General features: G+C 48.9%; 17 protein-coding genes and 2 tRNA genes. 2 read left to right on the top strand and 17 right to left on the bottom strand.

The window, feature by feature from the left end:
• Positions 1 to 29: 29 nt before the first annotated feature.
• From L4D06_RS14095 to leuS, 8 genes are all read right to left on the bottom strand, one after another.
• Positions 30 to 833: a septal ring lytic transglycosylase RlpA family protein gene (locus L4D06_RS14095; protein WP_274163544.1), complete on the bottom strand. Its 804-nt coding sequence runs from the start codon at positions 831 to 833 to the stop codon at positions 30 to 32.
• Positions 833 to 1,954: a rod shape-determining protein RodA gene (gene rodA / locus L4D06_RS14090; protein WP_274163543.1), complete on the bottom strand. Its 1,122-nt coding sequence runs from the start codon at positions 1,952 to 1,954 to the stop codon at positions 833 to 835. The genes L4D06_RS14095 and rodA overlap by 1 nt, the downstream gene beginning before the upstream one ends.
• Positions 1,951 to 3,834: a penicillin-binding protein 2 gene (gene mrdA, locus L4D06_RS14085; RefSeq protein WP_429740066.1), complete on the bottom strand. Its 1,884-nt coding sequence runs from the start codon at positions 3,832 to 3,834 to the stop codon at positions 1,951 to 1,953. Before mrdA ends, rodA begins: the two co-directional genes overlap by 4 nt.
• A gap of 3 nt (positions 3,835 to 3,837) precedes the next feature.
• Positions 3,838 to 4,308, bottom strand: coding sequence for a 23S rRNA (pseudouridine(1915)-N(3))-methyltransferase RlmH (gene rlmH / locus L4D06_RS14080; RefSeq protein WP_028023645.1), 471 nt, complete (start codon positions 4,306 to 4,308; stop codon positions 3,838 to 3,840).
• A 4-nt stretch (positions 4,309 to 4,312) separates the two neighbouring features.
• Positions 4,313 to 4,630, bottom strand: a complete 318-nt coding sequence (gene rsfS / locus L4D06_RS14075) for a ribosome silencing factor (protein ID WP_274163541.1) — start codon at positions 4,628 to 4,630, stop codon at positions 4,313 to 4,315.
• Between the two features lie 89 nt (positions 4,631 to 4,719).
• Positions 4,720 to 5,748, bottom strand: a complete 1,029-nt coding sequence (gene holA / locus L4D06_RS14070) for a DNA polymerase III subunit delta (RefSeq protein WP_429740063.1) — start codon at positions 5,746 to 5,748, stop codon at positions 4,720 to 4,722.
• Positions 5,745 to 6,416, bottom strand: a complete 672-nt coding sequence (locus tag L4D06_RS14065) for an LPS-assembly lipoprotein LptE (protein WP_274163539.1) — start codon at positions 6,414 to 6,416, stop codon at positions 5,745 to 5,747. The genes holA and L4D06_RS14065 overlap by 4 nt, the downstream gene beginning before the upstream one ends.
• A gap of 43 nt (positions 6,417 to 6,459) precedes the next feature.
• Positions 6,460 to 9,033 carry a leucine--tRNA ligase gene (gene leuS / locus L4D06_RS14060; RefSeq protein ID WP_429740228.1) on the bottom strand — a complete coding sequence of 858 codons (2,574 nt, stop codon included), beginning with the start codon at positions 9,031 to 9,033 and terminating at the stop codon, positions 6,460 to 6,462.
• 125 nt (positions 9,034 to 9,158) lie between these two features.
• On the opposite strand from leuS, the gene L4D06_RS14055 reads away from it, so the two are divergent.
• Positions 9,159 to 9,644 carry a zinc ribbon-containing protein gene (locus L4D06_RS14055; RefSeq protein WP_274163538.1) on the top strand — a complete coding sequence of 162 codons (486 nt, stop codon included), beginning with the start codon at positions 9,159 to 9,161 and terminating at the stop codon, positions 9,642 to 9,644.
• Positions 9,645 to 9,662: 18 nt separating this feature from the next.
• Here L4D06_RS14055 and L4D06_RS14050 read toward each other — a convergent pair whose 3' ends face one another.
• The 6 genes from L4D06_RS14050 to miaB all read right to left on the bottom strand — a co-directional run bounded on the left by L4D06_RS14050 (position 9,663) and on the right by miaB (position 15,954).
• A complete protein-coding gene (locus tag L4D06_RS14050) occupies positions 9,663 to 10,250 on the bottom strand; it encodes a lipid-binding SYLF domain-containing protein (protein ID WP_429740061.1) in 588 nt (195 codons plus the stop codon).
• Positions 10,251 to 10,414: 164 nt separating this feature from the next.
• Positions 10,415 to 11,971, bottom strand: coding sequence for an apolipoprotein N-acyltransferase (gene lnt, locus L4D06_RS14045; protein WP_429740060.1), 1,557 nt, complete (start codon positions 11,969 to 11,971; stop codon positions 10,415 to 10,417).
• 7 nt (positions 11,972 to 11,978) lie between these two features.
• The gene (gene corC, locus L4D06_RS14040) at positions 11,979 to 12,845 is read right to left on the bottom strand and encodes a CNNM family magnesium/cobalt transport protein CorC (protein ID WP_274163535.1); all 867 of its coding nucleotides are present in this window, start codon (positions 12,843 to 12,845) and stop codon (positions 11,979 to 11,981) included.
• 24 nt (positions 12,846 to 12,869) lie between these two features.
• Complete coding sequence (ybeY, locus tag L4D06_RS14035) at positions 12,870 to 13,334, bottom strand: rRNA maturation RNase YbeY (protein ID WP_274163534.1); 465 nt, start codon at positions 13,332 to 13,334, stop codon at positions 12,870 to 12,872.
• A 1-nt stretch (position 13,335) separates the two neighbouring features.
• The gene (locus L4D06_RS14030; RefSeq protein ID WP_274163533.1) at positions 13,336 to 14,412 is read right to left on the bottom strand and encodes a PhoH family protein; all 1,077 of its coding nucleotides are present in this window, start codon (positions 14,410 to 14,412) and stop codon (positions 13,336 to 13,338) included.
• A gap of 117 nt (positions 14,413 to 14,529) precedes the next feature.
• Positions 14,530 to 15,954, bottom strand: coding sequence for a tRNA (N6-isopentenyl adenosine(37)-C2)-methylthiotransferase MiaB (gene miaB / locus L4D06_RS14025; RefSeq protein WP_274163532.1), 1,425 nt, complete (start codon positions 15,952 to 15,954; stop codon positions 14,530 to 14,532).
• Between the two features lie 293 nt (positions 15,955 to 16,247).
• Here miaB and L4D06_RS14020 point away from each other — a divergent pair, with 293 nt between their 5' ends.
• Positions 16,248 to 17,408: a 2-octaprenyl-3-methyl-6-methoxy-1,4-benzoquinol hydroxylase gene (locus L4D06_RS14020; RefSeq protein WP_429740057.1), complete on the top strand. Its 1,161-nt coding sequence runs from the start codon at positions 16,248 to 16,250 to the stop codon at positions 17,406 to 17,408.
• 85 nt (positions 17,409 to 17,493) lie between these two features.
• Here the strand turns inward: L4D06_RS14020 and L4D06_RS14015 are convergent, their stop codons facing one another.
• From L4D06_RS14015 to L4D06_RS14005, 3 genes are all read right to left on the bottom strand, one after another.
• Positions 17,494 to 19,011 (bottom strand): protein adenylyltransferase SelO, encoded by a 1,518-nt coding sequence (locus tag L4D06_RS14015; RefSeq protein WP_429740056.1) that lies wholly within the window; start codon positions 19,009 to 19,011, stop codon positions 17,494 to 17,496.
• Between the two features lie 193 nt (positions 19,012 to 19,204).
• Positions 19,205 to 19,279 (bottom strand) — tRNA-Gln (locus tag L4D06_RS14010).
• Positions 19,280 to 19,315: 36 nt separating this feature from the next.
• Positions 19,316 to 19,400, bottom strand: a tRNA-Leu gene (locus L4D06_RS14005).
• Positions 19,401 to 19,513 lie beyond the last annotated feature (113 nt).

Genomic DNA, 19,513 nt, shown 5'->3' with positions numbered 1-19,513 from the left:
GTTACAACAACTTACTAATTAATGACACTCTATTTCAAAGTCGGTTCAGTAGAAATTGGTTCAACAACGATAAACGCCTCATTAATTTGATGTTCTCTTGCAAGCATTGCAGCATTTTGTGTTTGGTCGTAGTCATAAAACGGCCCCAGTCGGACACGATACACCTCTCCAGCCTGAAGTATGTCAGCTGGAAGTTCGAACTGTTTACTGAAACTTGCCGCCGCTTGCTGCGCTTTCGCTTGATCAGAGGTAGCGACCAGCTGAACAAAATAGTGGTTTAGTCGCGCACCTTGCCATTCGTCGCCATCTTTGGGTTTATCGACCTTAAGCAGAGTGACTTTGACTGGGGCTGTTCCCGTCGCCAATACATCAAGCTTTGATGCGGCAGCGTAACTCAAATCAATGATTCGGCCTTCGTGAAAGGGACCACGGTCATTGACGCGAACAATCGCTTTTTTACCGTTGGCGGTGTTTTCCACTTCTACGTAACTTGGCAGTGGCAGGGTTTTGTGTGCCGCAGACATAGAGTACATGTCATAGATTTCGCCATTTGACGTCTTGTGGCCATGAAACTTTTTGCCATACCAAGAGGCAATGCCTTCTTGGGTGCCAAAAGTCTCTGGGTCTTGGATGACTTCGTAGCTCTGTCCCAAAACGGTGTAGTCTTTGTTCCCCGCACGGCTATAAGGCTCGTAGCGTGGCTGCGCGTCTTCGATATGCTCCAGCGTTGGTGTCGCATCTGGTGCCTTGTCTTGCGCGATGCTGTAGCGTTCATCATTTTTTGTGGCACAACCTGACAGCATGATCGCAAGAAGTACGAAAAGTTTTTTCATTACAAAGCCTTTGAAAGCATTTTTCTGTGAGTGTGAATAGACATCAGGATCCCGAAACCTGCCATGAGAGTCACCATGGATGTTCCGCCATAACTGACTAAAGGCAGAGGTACACCAACAACCGGCAATATGCCGCTCACCATGCCAATGTTAACGAACACATAGACAAAGAAACTTAGCACAATACTGCCTGCCATCATGCGTCCGAATGCTGTTTGTGCGCGGCTCGCCAACATCAGGCCTCGACCGATGATGAAGAGGTAGAGCGAGAGCAAACATGCCACGCCAATCAATCCCCATTCTTCAGCAATCACAGCAAAGATAAAGTCGGTGTGTCTTTCCGGTAAGAATTCGAGTTGAGATTGCGTGCCGAGCAACCAACCTTTTCCTGTCATCCCACCGGAACCAATGGCTATTTTGGATTGAATGATGTGATAGCCCGCGCCGAGCGGGTCAGATTCTGGGTCAAATAGCGTACGAACGCGAATACGCTGGTATTCACGCATCAAGAAGAACCAGAGGATAGGAATGAAAGCGGCCACGAGTCCGGCTGCGGCGAAAATAATACGCCAACGAATACCGGACAAGAAGAGCACGAAAATCCCGGATGCTGCGATCAGTATTGATGTCCCCAAATCAGGCTGTTTTGCAATGAGAATGGTCGGAACGAACACCATTACTAAACCAATGACCAGGTTGATGAAACGTGGTGGTAAGGGCTCTTTACCAATAAATCGCGCGACCATCAGCGGTACGGCGAGTTTGATCAATTCCGACGGTTGGAAGGTCACGAACCCTAAATCCAACCAACGTTGCGCCCCTTTAGCGGTTTCCCCCACCAATAACACCGCAATCAACATAATGATGCCAGTGATATACATGTAAGGAGCCCAGAACTCATAGTGGCGCGGCGAGAACTGCGCCAGTACAAACATCACACCGAGGGCCAGCAACATACGGAAAACTTGGCGCTCCATCATGGCAACGCTTTGGCCGCTGGCACTCCAAATGACCAGAAGGCCAAACCCCATTAAAGCGATGATGCCAAATAGCAAAGGCGCGTCGAGGTGAAATCGTTCAAAAATGGTCTTCTTTTGACCGGTAGATGCAAACATACTCATTGAACGCGTTCCTCGCCGTCTTTCTCTTTTTCGAGCAACATATGATCAAATATACGACGGGCAATTGGCGCACCATTGGTCGAGCCACCGCCAGCATTTTCTAACACCATGGATACCACGACTTTGGGATCATCAAACGGTGCAAACCCGGTATATAAGGCGTGATCGCGAAGGTGCTCAGCAAGCTCATCTGCGTTGTACTCTTCGTCTTCTGCTAGTCCAAATACCTGTGCGGTACCTGACTTTCCGCCTGTCATATAAGGTGCTTTAGCGAATGCACGTCGCGCGGTACCTTTTTTACCATGGTTAACCAAGCGCATGCCTTCAAGCGCTGCATCCCAGTACTTATCGTCAACATTTTCGATAGGTGGGTAGGGTTCAATCTGTGCTAGCTCTTCAACGCCTTCTGATTCTGTTCGCATCAGTAGGTGAGGAGGATGTACCTCACCTCGGTTGACCAATACCGTCGTGGCCTTTGCAATCTGCATTGGTGTGGCAGTCCAGTAGCCTTGACCGATACCGACAGGAATTGTGTCACCCTTGTACCAAGGTTGGCGGTAGCGGGACATTTTCCACTCACGTGTTGGCATATTGGCTTTGCTTTCTTCGTGAATATCAATGCCGGTATAGTCACCGAAACCAAACTTACTCATCCATGTGGATAGCTTGTCTATCCCCAAATCGTAGGCAACTTGGTAGAAGAAAGTATCAACAGACTCCTCGATTGATTGCACGATATTCACTCTACCGTGTCCCCATGCTAACCAATCACGAAAAGGGCGAGAGGTTGAGTTAGGTAAGTGCCAGTAACCCGGGTCGTTACGCGTGGTTTTCGTTGTTACGACTTTCTCTTCGAGTGCAGCGACAGCGATAAACGGTTTGATCGTGGATGCAGGAGGATAAATGCCGAGGGTTGCTCGGTTCACCAAGGGGCGGTTTTTATCATTCAGTAGCCCACGATAGGCTGGGCCTGAAATACCGTGTACGAATAAGTTCGGGTCGTAGCTCGGTGATGACACCATGGCTAACACGGAAGAATCTTTCGGATCTAGCACAACCACTGCACCGCGGCGTTCGCCCATTATCCCGCGAATATATAGCTGCAAGTCGACATCCAGATTCAGCACGAGATCTTTCCCCGGCTCTGGTGGCACGTATTTTAGCGTTCGAATGATACGACCACGGCTGTTTACTTCGACTTCTTGATAGCCAGCGGTGCCATGAAGTGTTTCTTCGTAGTAACGTTCAATACCCAGCTTGCCGATATCGCGTGTCGCTTTGTAATTGGAGCTACGCTCTTCACGTTCAAGACGCGCGAGATCTTTGTCATTGATTTTGGCGACATAGCCCATGACGTGAGTCAGTGCATCACCATAAGGATAGTAACGTTTGAGGTAGCCTTTGATTTCAACGCCGGGGAATTTGTGCTGATTAGCAGAGAATACCGCGACTTCTTCTTCGGTAAGCTGGTTTTTCAGCGCCACAGAGTTGAAACGTCGCGAGCGTTTTTTATCGCGCTCAAAGTTGGCGATGTTTCTGTCAGAAATTTCAATCAGCGATTGTAAGCTCGCAATGGTACCGGGAATGTCTTTAACTTGCTCTGGCGTGATTTCCAGTGCGTAAACCGGACGGTTTTCCGCTAGGATTTTTCCTGTTCTGTCGTAAATTAGGCCGCGATTGGGCGCAACTGGCACCACTTTGATGCGATTGTCGTTAGAGCGAGTAATGTAATCATCATGGTCTTTCACCTGAATGGTATACAGGTTAACCAGAAGAAGGCCGACTAAAACGACAATACCGCCGAAAGCCACGACGGCTCGGCTGAAGAATAAAGATGACTCGGCCTGATGATCGCGTATGGGGCTACGCTTGTATCTCATGAATTATTCTCGGTGGTAAGGGTGGTTCGCCGTAATGCTCCAGGCGCGATATAAACTTTCTGCCATTACAACCCTAACCAGCGGGTGAGGAAGCGTCAAAGGAGAGAGTGACCAACTTTGATCCGCCGCGGCTTTACATGCAGGTGAAAGACCTTCAGGACCACCAATTAAGATGGACACATCGCGTGCGTCTAGCTTCCAACTTTCTAGTTGTTCTGCCAGTTGCTCTGTATCCCAGCGTTTACCCGGAATGTCCAAAGTAACGATGCGGTTTCCTTTCGGAACGGCAGCCAGCATTGCTTCACCTTCTTTTTGAAGGATGCGTGCAATATCTGCATTTTTTCCGCGTTTACCTGCGGTGATTTCAACCAGTTCCAGTGGCATATCTTTTGGGAAGCGACGACTATATTCTTTGTAGCCTTCTTCGACCCATTTCGGCATCTTTGTGCCAACTGCGATCAGCTGTAGTTTCATCGAATCAGTTCCACAGCTTTTCTAGCTGGTATAACTCACGTTGCTCATCTTGCATGATATGCAGCATGACATCGCCAAGATCGAGAACGACCCATTCACCTTCAATTTGTCCTTCCATACCTAATGAACGCACGTTGGCAGCAAGTGCTTCGTCTGCGACATGTTCGGCAATGGATGAAACATGACGTTTGGAGTTACCGGTACACAGCACCATGAAATCGGTGATGCTGCTTTTGTCTCGAACATCGAGAGTCACGATGTCTGCAGCTTTCATATCATCGGCTTTATCTACAACGAAATGCTGGAGTTGTTCAGGAAGCAATGTTTTCCCCTTATTGGTGACAAGTTGTCAGTGACATAAAATTATAACACTGGCTGTTGGGATTAGAATACGGTGGCATGGTGAGATAGTCAGCTCAGGGGCTGAAGTTCAACTGGGTGACCACACATATCGAGACAAAAAGCAGATAAGGCAGGCCATGGCTGGCTGTCAAAATCGGTTTTGACCATGATTTCAATCTCAGCAAGGCTTTGTACAAGACCCATCAATTTAGGCAGCGTCAAACGGTGCAACGCAGAGGTTAGCGGTGCGCGACGGGCTTGCCATACACGGTAGTGATCAAAGATCTTGTTTAGCGTCATACCTGACGCGCCATATTCCTGCATCTTGCAAAGTTGTATCAGTTCTTTTTGAATCACGCGCAGTAATATCGTGATTTCTACGCCTTCTGCTTCGAGTTGGCGCACAATGCGCACAGCACGTTTTGCTTTGCCTTCAATCAAGGCATCGGTGAGTTGAAAAGGCGTGTAGTGATTGCTTCTAGAGAGCGCATCCTGCAACCGTGGCAAGGTGAGTTCGCCATCGGGATAGAGCAATTGCAACTTCATCAAGCTTTGTGACAGCGCGAGAAGGTTACCTTCATGCCATTGTGCAAGCAGCAACACGGACTCATGGTCGGGCTTTAGGCCGAGTGCGTGACAACGGTTTTCAACAAAACGAGGAAGCTGCCTCGCATCAGGTGTGTTGCTCGGCACATAAAGGCCATTGCCTTGAAATAGCGTGAACCATTTTGCGGATTCTTGTTTTTTGTTAAGGCGGGGGCCTTCGAGAATAAGAACAAGATCTTGATGCAGCATGGGCGCCAGCTCTTTGAGCGCATTCGCTTGTGCTGTCGTTAGAGCACTCTCAGGTAGCGTGAGTACGATGACCTGACGACTTGCGAATAGGCTCAGTGCTTGGCAGGTGTCGTAAATGTCTTGCCAGTTAAGCTGGTTATCAACGGTAAAGCGATGCTTTTCATCAAAGCCTTGTTTCGCAGCTTCAGTAATGATGCTCTGCTGCGCTTCTTGTTTAAGAAGTGGCTCGTTGCCAAACAGCAAGTAAGTCTGACACAAGCCTTGGGAAAGGCGCTGTGTCAGTTGTTCTGGGTAGACCCTCATTCGCCGTCTTCGCCATCAAGGTTATAACTGGAAAGCGGTTTGCCGCGTTGGTCTTCTTCTTTGCCGTCAAAGCGCGTTTCAATGGTCAATGTCGGTGTTGTGTCGTCGACACCTTGATAAAGCTCACGCAGTGCTTTTTCTTCGGCTTCTTTGCGTTCAAAGGCTTCAATGTGGGCATTCAATCGAGCAAGCTGTCGCATGATTTGCTTGGTTGCTTCCACTCGCATCTCTTGTGCCAGCATCTCTTCTTCCACAGATTTCGCCAATGCGGTAAGTGGGTTATCGAGATATGTGCGACTGAGCGACGTAGAAAAACCATAGTTGCCTTTACCCGGTACTGTGACCGAATAGCTGACGGTATAAGCGAATTGTTTCTCTGCCACACGGCTGTTTTGGTAGAGAGACAGTGTGCTTTCACCGTAGCTTTCGCCATTCAAACGAAGGTTTGAAATGTTTTCAGCAGGCTGGACGATGTCTATGTCGTAAAGACGGACTTGTGACTTCATTTCACGGGTCAGTTTGCCATATTGGTCAAAACTCGTGATAGAAAGCTGTTGGATCTCCTCGGGCAGATTGTAACTGCCGCGGAGCTGGAATCCGCAAGACGCGGTGGCCAGAGCGGCCACCACGACAAGCAGGGTTCGGAGAGAGCGAAAAATCGATGTCACCGAATTCTCCCTGTTTTATTTATCAAGGGGGTTAACAATGCGATCAGTTCGCAACGATGTTAACCAGTTTGCCCGGCACGTAGATCACTTTACGAACGGTTTTCCCTTCAGTGAACTTCACAACGTGCTCATCGTTTTGAGCCATTGCTTCTACGTCTTCTTTCGCGGCATCGGCAGACACAGTGATTTTGGCGCGAAGCTTGCCATTCACTTGAACGATGATCAGCTTCTCATCTTCCACCATGGCGTCTTTGTCAGCTTGCGGCCATGCTGCATGGTCTGCGTCAGTTTCACCCAGTGCAGTCCACAATTCGATACTGATGTGCGGCGTGATTGGGTAAAGCATCACGACAACGGCTTTCAACGCTTCATCAAGAATAGCGCGGTCAGTGTCGGTCTCTTGTGGTGCTTTTGACAGACGGTTCATCAGCTCCATCACAGCGGCAATCGCCGTGTTGAAGGTTTGACGACGACCAATGTCATCGCTCACTTTTGCAATGGTCTTGTGTACTTCACGACGCAGCGTTTTCTGATCGGCGTTCAGTGAAGAAGCGTCCAGTGTAGCAACAGCGCCTTTTGACGTGTGGTCGAACACCAATTTCCAGATACGTTTCAGGAAGCGGTTAGCACCTTCAACGCCTGATTCTTGCCATTCAAGTGTCATGTCAGCAGGAGAAGCAAACATCATGAACAAGCGAACGGTGTCAGCACCGTACTTGTCTACCATCTCTTGTGGGTCGATACCGTTGTTTTTTGACTTAGACATTTTAGTCATGCCTGAGTGAACAAGGCTATTACCTTCGGTATCAACAGCGCTGGTGATGCGACCTTTTTCATCACGCTCAATGGTCACTTCAGTTGGAGAAACCCAAACTTTCGCGCCTTTCTCGTTGTTGTAGTAATACGCGTCTGCCAACACCATGCCTTGGCACAGCAGTTGTTTGAACGGCTCGTCACTTTCAACCATGCCTGCGTCACGCAGTAGTTTGTGGAAGAAACGAGAGTACAACAGGTGCATAACTGCGTGCTCGATACCACCCACGTATTGGTCAACAGGCAACCAGTAGTTCGCTGCATCTGAATCCAGCATTTGGTCAGCTTTTGGTGAACAGTAACGCGCGTAGTACCAAGAAGACTCCATGAAGGTGTCAAAGGTATCGGTTTCACGCAGCGCGGGTTGACCGTTGAACGTCGTTTCTGCCCACGTTTTGTCCGCTTTGATTGGGCTGGTCACGCCGTCCATGACAACGTCTTCAGGCAAGATCACTGGCAGTTGGTCTGCAGGTACTGGGTGTACTTGGCCATCTTCAGTGGTCACCATAGGGATTGGAGAACCCCAGTAACGTTGACGAGAAACACCCCAGTCACGCAGACGGAAGTTAACCGTCTTGTGGCCTTTGCTTTCTGACTCTAGTTTTGCCGCAATTGCGTCAAACGCTTCTTCGAACGTCAAGCCGTCGAATTCGCCAGAGTTGAACAGAACGCCTTTTTCAGTGTGCGCTGCTTCAGAAATATCGGGTGCGTTACCGTCTTCTGCCAAGATCACAGGCGTGATGTCTAGACCGTACTTGGTAGCAAATTCAAAGTCGCGCTGGTCGTGACCAGGAACCGCCATCACGGCACCTGTGCCGTAATCCATCAGTACGAAGTTTGCGACGAAGATAGGCACTTCACGACCGTTCAGCGGATGGATAGCCTTCAGGCCGGTATCCATGCCTTTTTTCTCCATGGTCGCAAGCTCAGCTTCTGCCACCTTGGTGTTACGGCATTCATCGATAAACGCAGCAAGCGCTGGGTTAGTCTCTGCAGCTTGCGCCGCAAGAGGGTGGCCCGCAGCAATACCTACGTAGGTTACACCCATCAGGGTGTCAGGGCGCGTGGTGTACACTTCTAGGTCTGGGTTGCCCGCCACTTGGAATGACAACTCAACACCTTCTGAGCGACCGATCCAGTTGCGCTGCATGGTTTTTACCATGTCAGGCCAACCTTCTAGGGTGTCTAGATCGTCAAGCAGTTCTTGTGCGTAAGCCGTGATTTTAATGAACCACTGTGGGATTTCTTTTTGCTCTACAGGCGTGTCACAACGCCAGCAGCAGCCGTCTTCAACCTGTTCGTTCGCAAGAACAGTTTGGTCGTTTGGACACCAGTTAACAGAAGAGGTCTTCTTATATACCAGGCCTTTTTCGTAAAGCTTGGTGAAAAACTCTTGTTCCCAGCGGTAGTATTCAGGGGTACAGGTCGCGAATTCGCGATCCCAATCGTAACCGAAGCCCAGCAATTTTAGCTGGTTCTTCATATACTCAATATTCTCGTACGTCCAAGGTGCAGGCGCTGTTTTGTTTTTAACAGCCGCATTTTCTGCTGGCAGGCCAAATGCATCCCAGCCGATTGGCTGCATGACATTTTTGCCTTGAAGACGTTGGTAGCGAGAAATTACATCACCGATGGTGTAGTTACGCACGTGACCCATGTGCAGTCTGCCGCTTGGGTACGGGAACATGGATAGGCAGTAGAACTTTTCCTTGTTCGGGTCTTCTTGAACTACGAAGGTTTTGTTGTTGTCCCAATCAGCCTGAACTTTAGGCTCTATGTCCTGAGGACGGTATTGCTCTTGCATCGGGTTTTGTTCTTGCATCGATGACATCCGGGAATTTGTGAGATAGGTACGAAATGAACCAAAATAATCGACATAGAATAACCAAAGGTAGATGGCGCAACAACAGTTGAATGCAGAGGTGACCTATGACAGAGCAAAAAACGGAGTATAAATTACTCACTCAGCGGATTACTGACGCGTTAAAGCACAGTCCTGATGAGCTAAAACGTTGGCTGGATTTGTCTGAACGGTATTTCGATGCCGCATCTGACATGACCAAGGATGAACTGGCCTTAATTGAGGCGTACTTCAAACGCGATGTTCAGGAGTTCAGCGAGCAATATAATGAGTCGGAAGACCGTGCTGATGATGGCGAGTTGTTCAAAAGCCTCATTGCCAATACGCTGTGGGAGCAACTGGCTGAAATTACGGACAAAACACAGTTGGAGTGGCATGAGGTGCTGAAAGATATTCAACACCACGGTGTCTACTCTGCTGGTGAAGTCGTTGGGCTAGGTATTTTGGTTTGCGAGAAGTGTGGCAATCAGACCGAACATAGCCATGTCGGTGTGCTGATCCCGTGCATTAAGTGCGGCAACACGGAGTATAGCCGCAAGCCTTATCCTGCGTGATGTTTGGGTGTAGGGTCTCTAATTCCCTAGCGGCGTAATATTGAACTTTTGCCCAGCGAGCGCCGCTTCCACCATCAAGCCACCTTTGGCCTGTGTGAAAATGGCTGTGCCGTTAATGTAATACGCTTTTGACTGGCTATTCCCAGCGCTGGCAGAGGTGCCTGTTGTCCCGACATGTGCCGCAGCCCCTTCTGTCAACGCCGTGGCTGATGCCTGAGCACCAAGCTCAAAGCTTCCTGACATAAAGCTATCGAAAGTGGCTTTATCTTCAAAAAACAGAATCTCACTAAATGCCTGTCCGCCAAACGTAAAACCTATCGAGACTTGAATCAGCTCTGCTTGAGCAAGCGTTTGGTTGCCTTGATAAACCAACCCATTTCCGTAAGCGCCTCCAATCCAAAATCCGCCTTTACCCACGGAGGGGAAGACCGCGTACCCATAGGCTTTGTCGAAAAACGGTTTTACTTCATCAAAACGGTGGAAGTTAGCCAGTGCTGCGCGAGTGTCGGCAAACAGTTCGGCATCGGGTTCCGCTGACGCTGGGGCGACAAATACTGCTGAGAGCAGCAATGGGATCAGTGAGAGTCGTCGAAAGAAGGCGTGCATGAATATCTCCCTAAGGTCATCGATACATCGATACATCGATACATCGATACATCGATACATCGATACATCGATACATCGATATATCGAAAAAGGTATCGAAAAAATAAGGCTAAGGAAAATCCTTAGCCTTATTTATGACATAGAGAGAGTGCGAATGTTCTGTATTACAAGTGCGACTCAGGTTTTTTAGGAGGCATATTAGTTTTACCACGTGTTAGCGCAAGCAGCGCCGCACCAGACAAAAGAATCCAGATATACAGCGGCCAATCCCCAAATTGCGTATACGGCGTTTGTCCTCGCGTTGTAGGCACGTCTGCACGCAGCACCACGGTTTCAAATTGCGGGACTTGTGCAATCAGGTCGCCTTGGTAGCCAATCGCCGCCGTTAGGCCTGTATTGGTTGAGCGAAGCAAAGGCTTGCCATTTTCCAGTGCTCGCATTCGCGCAATTTCCAGATGTTGATGTGGTCCGATAGACGTACCAAACCACGTGTCGTTAGACAGGGTGAGGATAAAGTCTGAGTCTGGCGTTAAGCTCTGGCGTACTTGATCGCTAAAGGCGATTTCGTAACAAATAGCAGGGGCAAGCTGGTGGCCCTTTGCGCCAATGTTAGGCTGCGTGTAATCGCCGCGACTGAACGATGACATCGGTAAGTTAAACAATGGTGCTAATGGGCGCAGAATGTCCGCAAAAGGCACAAACTCACCAAACACCAGCAAGTGGTGCTTGCTGTAGCTTTCTTGTGCGGGGTAGTGGTATCCCTGCATGCCATTGTCACCGAGGGTGATCACGTTGTTATAGAACTGGCCGTCATCGTTTTGATCCAGAACACCGGTAATGATGGCGGTGTTATTGTTAATGGCGGCGGCATCGAGACGAGCAAGGAAATCTGGCACATCACGTTCTAGGGCTGGAATAGCGGCTTCTGGCCATATCACAATGTCCGCATCCCAGTTTTGTCGCGTCAGGTCTTGATAAGTCAGTAACGTTGGCCAGCGTTGGCTAGGTAGCCATTTTAGCTCCTGAGGGACATTGCCTTGCACCATGGCGACATCCACACTTTCTCCTGTTTCTTGGACCCAAGGAATATAGCCCGATACCGTGGCGACAATGAAAACAACAATCGCAGGGATGAGCGCAGAGAGCTTACGAGCAATGGCTGCAAACGCGATGGAACCGGAAATGATCAGCAGCGCGAGCGTAATGCCTTGTACGCCAATTAATGGGGCAAAGCCTGAGAGAGGGCCTTCGATTTGGCTGTAACCCGGCCAGAGCCAAGGAAACCCCGTGAGGAACCAACCACGGAACCAATCGATGACCAGCCAAAGCGAGGGGGCAAACAGCAAGTAAGACAATGCAATGGGAAGTTGCACGCGTCTTAGAATGAATGCAAATAGCGCTGGGTAGAGCGCCAAGTACATCACAAGCAGACCAATCAGGCTCAAGCCAATGGCGGTGGGTAAGCCACCGAATTTCTCTATCACCACATATACCCAACCGACACCGGTACCAAATTGGCCCAGACCCCAGCTAAAGCCGATTAATGCGGCGCGCTTGGGGGATTGCTGATGGATGAGTAAAAGAAGGGTAGACAAAGAAACCAGCATAGCTGGCCAGAAAGAGTAAGGGGCAAAAGCCAATGTGGCGAGCGCACCAGAAAAAGCGGCCCCGAAGATCCGCATGAATACTTGGGGCCGCTTTAAAGTTTCAATATTTAGCATTTGACGATTATGCCGTTTCCTCTGCAGTAGTATCTGGAATAGTAACCTGCAATTGGATAACACGTCGACTGTCGGCTGCGGTGACTTTGAAATGGAAGTTTTCAATGTCTACTTCTTCGCCGCGGGTTGGCAGGTGACCAAAGCTGGTCATCACCAATCCACCGATGGTGTCGATATCATCATCGTTGAACTGAGAACCAAATTTCTCGTTAAAATCTTCCAGTGTTGTTAGCGCTTTCACCGCAAAGGTGTGCTTACTCAACTGGCGGATTTCTTGCTCTTCTTCATCGTCGTATTCATCTTCAATATCGCCGACGATTTCTTCAAGAATATCTTCGATTGTCACCACGCCTGATACGCCGCCGAATTCATCGACAACGATCGCCATGTGATAGCGTTCTTCCTGAAACTCTTTCAGCAATCGGTCAACACGCTTGCTTTCCGGCACTACTACAGCAGGGCGGATCACTTTATCGATGTCGAATGGTTCGCTGTCAGGCATCAGGTAACGTAGCAAGTCTTTTGCTAACAGAATACCTTCAACATGGTCTTTGTCATCGCTGATCACCGGATAGCGCGAGTGCTGGGCGTCATTGATAACCGTGATGATTTGTTCGAGAGGTTGTGAGCGTTCGATGGTTACCATCTGCGAACGCGGAATCATGATGTCTCTAATGCGCATTTCAGAAATCTGCATGACGCCTTCGAGCATATCCCGTGTATCGTGATCGATCAGATCGTTCTGTTCCGAATCACGGAATACATCTACCAGTTCCTGACGGTCTTTAGGTTCACCCTGAAAGATCTGTCCTAAACGTTCGAAGAAGGTCTTTCTACTCGGACCTTCAGAGCTTTGTGAGTTGTCTTCGTTCATTGTCTCAATATTTACAACGTTAATTTAGATGAAGTCTGCCGCATAAGGGTTGTCATACCCCAATGCATTCATGATTGAAATCTCGAGAGATTCCATTTCTTCTGCTTCTTCATCATCAATATGGTCATAACCTAGCAGATGGAGACTGCCATGTACAACCATGTGTGCCCAGTGGGCGAATAGTTCTTTATTCTGTTCTTCGGCTTCTTTTTCGACGACTTGTCGACAAATAATCAAATCACCTAGCAGATCTAACTCTACACCAGGAGGCGCCTCAAACGGAAACGACAATACGTTTGTCGGCTTATCCTTGCCGCGATAATCGCGGTTTAGGCTTTGGCTTTCAAACTCATCTACGACGCGAATGGTCACTTCCGCTTGCTCGCAAAACGATTTAACCGCTTGCTCAAACCAGTGACTAAATTGCTCTTCACTTGGCAGATTGTCGGTGTTTTGTGTCGCGACTTGAAGATCGACGAAATACTGCATTTTACTGATGGTTCTCTTCTGATGGCTGCACCGCAGCAAGGGCTGCTTCACGCTCGAGGCGACGACGCTCTTCAGCATGTTTCCGTGCTTTGGCGTCTTCCGCTTCCCACGCTTCATAAGCAAGGACAATACGTGCAACCACAGGGTGGCGAACAACATCGTCTGCTTGGAAGAAGTTGAAGCTAATTTCATTTACATCCGCTAACACTTCAATGGCATGACGAAGGCCAGATTTTGCATTTCGCGGTAAATCGATTTGCGTCACATCACCGGTTATCACCGCTCGGCTGTTAAATCCGATACGGGTCAGGAACATCTTCATTTGTTCGACTGTGGTGTTTTGGCTTTCATCCAAAATAATGAAAGCATCATTGAGTGTGCGACCGCGCATGTACGCAAGTGGCGCTACTTCAATCACGTTACGCTCGATCAGTTTCTCAACGCGCTCGAAGCCCAGCATTTCAAACAGGGCATCGTATAGGGGGCGCAAATACGGGTCGACTTTTTGGCTCAAATCGCCCGGCAAGAAACCCAGCTTTTCGCCCGCTTCAACAGCGGGGCGTGTTAGCAGAATTCGACGAATTTCCTGACGTTCTAACGCATCTACGGCAGCTGCAACCGCAAGGTAGGTCTTACCCGTACCCGCAGGGCCAATACCAAAGGTAATGTCATGCGTCACCATGTTCGCAATATATTGCGCTTGGTTTGGTGTACGCGGTTTGATAACACCTTTTTTGGTTTTGATGTGTATCTCTTTGCCATAGGGGATTGACGACTCGACGGTTTGTTCGAGCACGCCACTTTCTTTAATGGCTAAGTGAATGTCTTCTGGATCAATATCTGGATACTGATTTTTGACTGGCGCAGTTTCAACGTAGAGTGTTTTGAGAATCTCTATTGCCGCAGTGGCAGTGTGTGGCTTACCCACGACGGAGAAGAGATGGCTGCGGTGGTTGATTTCCACTCCCAAACGGCGTTCGAGTTGTTTGATATTGTCATCGAAAGGGCCGCATAGGCTGGCTAGGCGTGAGTTATCAGCTGGTTCCAGTGATACTTCTAAGGTAATAATCTTGTTCAATACTGTCCTCGCAAACCTGTCCTCGGAAATATTACCGGTGCGTATTTTATGCACCGGTAACTGATGAATGCTCCCGTTCGCTAACGGGCTTGGTAAGGCAATATGGCCTCCGTGCTATTACGGAGTATACACGCCTACGCCAAGATCATCTTCTTTGCGTGTTTTTGCGATCATTTCAGCAGGCGACACGGCGATGCGAAGATTCATTTCTTTCTCGGTACGAACCAGTTCGCCACGCAGCGAGTTTGCATGAACGTCAGTGATTTTGACGTCAACAAACTGACCAATCAAATCCATTGAGCCTGCAAAGTTAACCACACGGTTGTTCTCTGTGCGACCGCGTAATTCCATCAAGCTCTTACGTGATGGTCCTTCAACAAGGATACGTTGCTCAGTCTCTAGCATTTGACGCGCAAAGATCATGGTTTGCGCGTTGATCTGCTGCTGAAGTTCTGCCAAACGATCTTTCTTCACTTGCTCAGGGGTGTCATCCGGCATGTCTGCCGCTGGCGTGCCTGGACGTGGTGAATACACAAAGCTGAAGCTCATGTCGAAATTGATGTCACGGATCAGTTTCATTGTCGCTTGGAAATCCGCATCGGTTTCACCAGGGAAGCCAACAATAAAGTCAGAACTCATGGCGATGTCAGGACGCACCTGACGCAGTTTGCGTATTTTTGACTTGTATTCAATCGCCGTGTGCGGGCGTTTCATCATGGTCAGAATGCGATCTGAGCCGCTTTGAACTGGCAAATGCAAGTGGCTAACAAGCTCTGGTGTATCGCTGTAGACTTCGATGATGTCGTCAGTGAACTCAATCGGGTGGCTGGTGGTGTAACGAATACGGTCGATACCGTCAATCGCAGCCACGTAACGCAATAACTCTGCAAACGTACAAATGTCACCATCATGCATTTCGCCGCGGTATGCATTCACGTTTTGGCCGAGTAGGTTCACTTCACGAACGCCTTGCTCTGCCAGTTGTGCGATTTCGTAAAGCACATCATCCAACGGGCGGCTAACTTCTTCGCCACGCGTGTATGGCACTACACAGAAGGTGCAGTATTTTGAGCAGCCTTCCATGATGGAGACAAATGCCGTTGGGCCTTCAGCGCGAGGCTCAGGCAAGTTGTCGAACTTCTCGATTTCTGGGAAAGAGATGTCCATCACTGGGCCGTGGTCTTCACGTGATTGATTAATCATCTGAGGCAGACGGTGCAACGTTTGTGGGCCGAAAATAACATCCACGTAAGGTGCGCGCTCACGGATGTGGTCGCCTTCTTGTGTTGCAACACAGCCGCCAACGCCAATCACAAGGTCTGGCTTCTGATCTTTCAAGTTTTTCCAGCGTCCCAGTTGGTGGAACACCTTCTCCTGAGCTTTTTCGCGGATAGAACAGGTGTTGAGAAGCAATACGTCTGCTTCTTCAGGCTCTTCGGTTAGCTCGTAGCCACCAGCTGCATTGAGCAGATCCGCCATCTTAGACGAATCGTATTCATTCATCTGGCAGCCCCAGGTTTTGATCAAAAGTTTTTTAGCCATGTAACTTATTGCTCATAGTAATGTTTTACGTGTTTCGGCTGAAAGGTGATGCGTGGTAACGCTATGTTATAACTGCAACCTCAGCCGAAAAGCATTGTCCAGTTTGTCGCCAACCCGTGAGTGACTCAACGTGGTTTAGGCATTGGGGGCGTATTGTACTGCTTTAGCTAAACTGTGACCAGATCACGTTCTCCCCAATTTTTTTGTAGGATTTAATGACGCTATCGCCAAGAGGTTGTCGCAATTGGTGGCATGACAGGTAAAATGTCGCAAGGACTTAAAGAGAATCTGTTATGAAACAATTCGATATTATCGTCGTGGGTGGCGGTATGGTAGGCGCAGCGACCGCACTTGGCCTTGCGAAACAAGGAAAACGTGTCGCAATGGTTGAGCGTATTGCGCCGCAGACTTATTCGCCTGAGCAGCCCATGGACTTGCGTGTATCGGCGATTTCGCCAGCATCGGTTTCTTTGTTGAAAGCGCTCAGAGTGTGGGACTCAGTGCTTGGTATGCGTCTGACGCCATATCGTCGTCTTGAAACATGGGAACACCCTGAATGCCGTATTCGTTTCAATGCGCAAGATATGGACTTATCCGAACTTGGTTTTATTGTTGAAAACCGAGTGCTTCAGCTGGCGCTTTGGCAAGCGTGTGAAGCGCAAGCTAATCTCGATGTACTTTGTCCCGCCAATATCGTCTCAATGCAAGCGGATGACAATGGACATACGGTTACGCTAGATAGTGGTGAGGTGCTTCATGGTCGCTGGTTGGTTGGCGCTGACGGTGCCAATTCTCGTGTGCGTGATTACGCCAAGATTGGTGTGACGGCGTGGGATTATCGCCAGCACTGCATGCTTATCAACGTGAAGACAGCATTACCGCAGCAAGATATTACTTGGCAGTGGTTTACGCCGGAAGGGCCGCGCTCCTTTTTGCCGTTACTTGGGCACCAAGGCTCGCTTGTGTGGTATGACAATCCAGCGCGAATCAAGCAGCTGTGTGCCATGTCGCCTGAGGCACTGAAACAAGAAGTGTTGACACACTTCCCGAAAGAGCTGGGTGATATTGACGTGATTCAGGCGGGCGCCTTTCCGTTGACTCGCCGCCATGCACAATCTTATTCAAGCCATGGTGTAGTCATTCTTGGTGATGCCGCACACACGATTAACCCATTGGCAGGGCAAGGTGTGAACCTTGGCTTTAAAGACGTTGATGCTTTGCTGGACGTTGTCGCGGATGCTGGTGTTGAATGGATCAGTGATGATGTTTTAGTGGCGTACGAGCGAAAGCGTAAACCTGACAACCTGATCATGCAGGCGGGTATGGACGTGTTTTATGGCGGGTTTAGCAATGAGATTGCGCCGTTGAAGTTCCTTCGCAATGTTGGTTTAAAGTTGGCTGAAAATAGTGGGCCGATTAAAACCCAAGTGTTGAAGTACGCCATGGGGCTGTAGCTGTCGTGATGAAACGACCAAAATCGAATGAAAAATGGGGTTTGAAAGCCCCATTTTTGTATTCAGTGTTTGACCCGATTTACTCTTAGGTCCCGCAGAAGGTTCGCAATACTCTTTGTTCAGGCATGGGAGCCGCTTGTAAATCGCGGTTATCATCGCTGACGCTATAAGGGTTTTTCAAGGCTTGGCTCAAACGATGGAACAGTGCAAAGTCATCACGTTCCATTGCATCTTCAATGGCTTGTTCTACCTGATGGTTTCTTGCAATCAATGCGGGGTTTGCTGCTCGCATGGCCTTAACGCTCTCTGAAGATAAATCTCTCACTGAGTGCCAGCGCGCTATCCATTGTTCGCCTTTCTCTTGGTTTGAAAACAGCGAGAGCAGCTGTGTTTCTGATTCATCGCCTTGGGCAACTCGCGTTAGTGCATCAAAGAATTGCGTGAAGTCCATGCTTTCGCCAGCGACCGTTGGCAGCGCTTCGTTTATGAAATCATCCGCATCTTGCGTTGATGCTGTTACACCGAGTTTTTGTTTTAACCCATCTTGAAAGGCTTGTTGGAACACCGTCACATAGACTGAGAGCGGCGCCTGAGCCATTTCTATGGCTTTGTCTGAGTCTTCATTAAACTTATCATCAAATAAGGGCAAGAAAGTCTCAGCGAGGCGCTGTAAATTCCAATAGCCAATATTGGCTTGTTGATCCCACGCGTAACGGCTTTCTCGGTCAATCGAACTGAATACTTTATTGGCTTTGAATTCATCCATAAAGGCACAAGGGCCAAAATCGATACTCTCTCCAACGAGCGACATGTTGTCTGTGTTCATCACACCATGAATGAAGCCCACCAACATCCACTGGGCAATCAAGTTGGCCTGACGAACACAAATAGCCTCAAAAAGGGCGACGTATTTGTTTTTGTTATCACTCACTTCGTGTTCACTAACATCGGGGTAGTGGTGAGTGATAAGAAAGTCTGCTAACGCTTTAACGCCGCTCGCACCTAATTTGGCATAAGCATATTGAAAAGACCCGACACGAATGTGGCTGGTTGCGGTGCGTACTTGAATGGCGCCTGGCACCATTTGGTAGTCACGCATCACCTTATCGCCCGTGGCCATCATGGCGAGGGTACGCGTTGTGGGGATCTTCAATCCAGCCATCGCTTCGCTGATTAAATACTCTCTAATTACTGCGCCAAGTGTTGCTCGTCCGTCTCCGCCTCGCGAATAGGGTGTGCGACCAGAGCCCTTCAATTGCACGTCAATAAACTGGTCATTGTTAGTTTTTAGTTGGCCTAGCATATGAGCGCGCCCGTCACCTAACTGCGGAGAGTAATGTCCGAACTGATGACCAGCATAGCCCATAGCCATAGGATGCTGCTCGGCATAGTCATGATTACCAGCAAGGAAGTTAATGCCATCTGCGCTTTCAAACCAGTCAGTGGATAAGCCGTAACGTGTGAGCAAGTCATGATTGAGTACAAGCAGGCTAGGCTGTTCGACGCGCACAGGAGGCACTTCACTATACAAACCGTCAGGTAAGGCGAGATATGTTTGATGCTGGATTGGGTTATCGAGACTGTTATTGTCAGATGTGTTCATTTTCACTGCGTCCCTGTCGTACAAATGGCTGGACGTGATATCGAATAGAATTCGATCAACTTATTTCAGAGTAAGCCTACAGGGATTAAAAGCCAATTCAACCACACAGACGTAAAGGGAAAACATGAACATAAGAGGAAAGGAGAGCGTAGATACAAAAAAAGCCCACCCGAAGGTGAGCTTTTAAATGTTGTGGCTGGGATACCTGGATTCGAACCAGGGAATGGCGGCATCAAAAGCCGCTGCCTTACCGCTTGGCGATATCCCAACAGAAGTCACGCAATGAAGCATGATTCTTTAAATATGGTGCGGAAGGAGAGACTTGAACTCTCACACCTTGCGGCGCCAGAACCTAAATCTGGTGCGTCTACCAATTTCGCCACTTCCGCAAATTTTTCAGACTAAAGCTAATGCTTTGGAACACGTGACAGTGTCAGTCTGTTTTGAAAGCCAAAGGCCTTCGAATAAATGGTGGCTACGACGGGATTCGAACCTGTGACCC

It is taken from the genome of Enterovibrio makurazakiensis, assembly GCF_050336585.1.
GTDB classification, from domain to species: Bacteria; Pseudomonadota; Gammaproteobacteria; order Enterobacterales; family Vibrionaceae; genus Enterovibrio; species Enterovibrio gelatinilyticus.
Note: the sequence above shows the minus strand (reverse complement) of the source record. Positions and strands in the feature narration are given on the sequence as shown.

What these genes read in the sequence shown, in the direction of transcription:
- L4D06_RS14050 (WP_429740061.1), bottom strand. Translation starts at nt 10,250, where the DNA reads ATGCACGCCTTCTTTCGACGACTCTCACTGATCCCATTGCTGCTCTCA.
- mrdA (WP_429740066.1), bottom strand. Translation starts at nt 3,834, where the DNA reads ATGAGATACAAGCGTAGCCCCATACGCGATCATCAGGCCGAGTCATCT.
- holA (WP_429740063.1), bottom strand. Translation starts at nt 5,748, where the DNA reads ATGAGGGTCTACCCAGAACAACTGACACAGCGCCTTTCCCAAGGCTTG.
- rlmH (WP_028023645.1), bottom strand. Translation starts at nt 4,308, where the DNA reads ATGAAACTACAGCTGATCGCAGTTGGCACAAAGATGCCGAAATGGGTC.
- leuS (WP_429740228.1), bottom strand. Translation starts at nt 9,033, where the DNA reads ATGCAAGAGCAATACCGTCCTCAGGACATAGAGCCTAAAGTTCAGGCT.
- rodA (WP_274163543.1), bottom strand. Translation starts at nt 1,954, where the DNA reads ATGAGTATGTTTGCATCTACCGGTCAAAAGAAGACCATTTTTGAACGA.
- corC (WP_274163535.1), bottom strand. Translation starts at nt 12,845, where the DNA reads ATGAACGAAGACAACTCACAAAGCTCTGAAGGTCCGAGTAGAAAGACC.
- ybeY (WP_274163534.1), bottom strand. Translation starts at nt 13,334, where the DNA reads ATGCAGTATTTCGTCGATCTTCAAGTCGCGACACAAAACACCGACAAT.
- L4D06_RS14055 (WP_274163538.1), top strand. Translation starts at nt 9,159, where the DNA reads ATGACAGAGCAAAAAACGGAGTATAAATTACTCACTCAGCGGATTACT.
- miaB (WP_274163532.1), bottom strand. Translation starts at nt 15,954, where the DNA reads ATGGCTAAAAAACTTTTGATCAAAACCTGGGGCTGCCAGATGAATGAA.
- L4D06_RS14095 (WP_274163544.1), bottom strand. Translation starts at nt 833, where the DNA reads ATGAAAAAACTTTTCGTACTTCTTGCGATCATGCTGTCAGGTTGTGCC.
- L4D06_RS14020 (WP_429740057.1), top strand. Translation starts at nt 16,248, where the DNA reads ATGAAACAATTCGATATTATCGTCGTGGGTGGCGGTATGGTAGGCGCA.
- lnt (WP_429740060.1), bottom strand. Translation starts at nt 11,971, where the DNA reads ATGCTAAATATTGAAACTTTAAAGCGGCCCCAAGTATTCATGCGGATC.
- L4D06_RS14015 (WP_429740056.1), bottom strand. Translation starts at nt 19,011, where the DNA reads ATGAACACATCTGACAATAACAGTCTCGATAACCCAATCCAGCATCAA.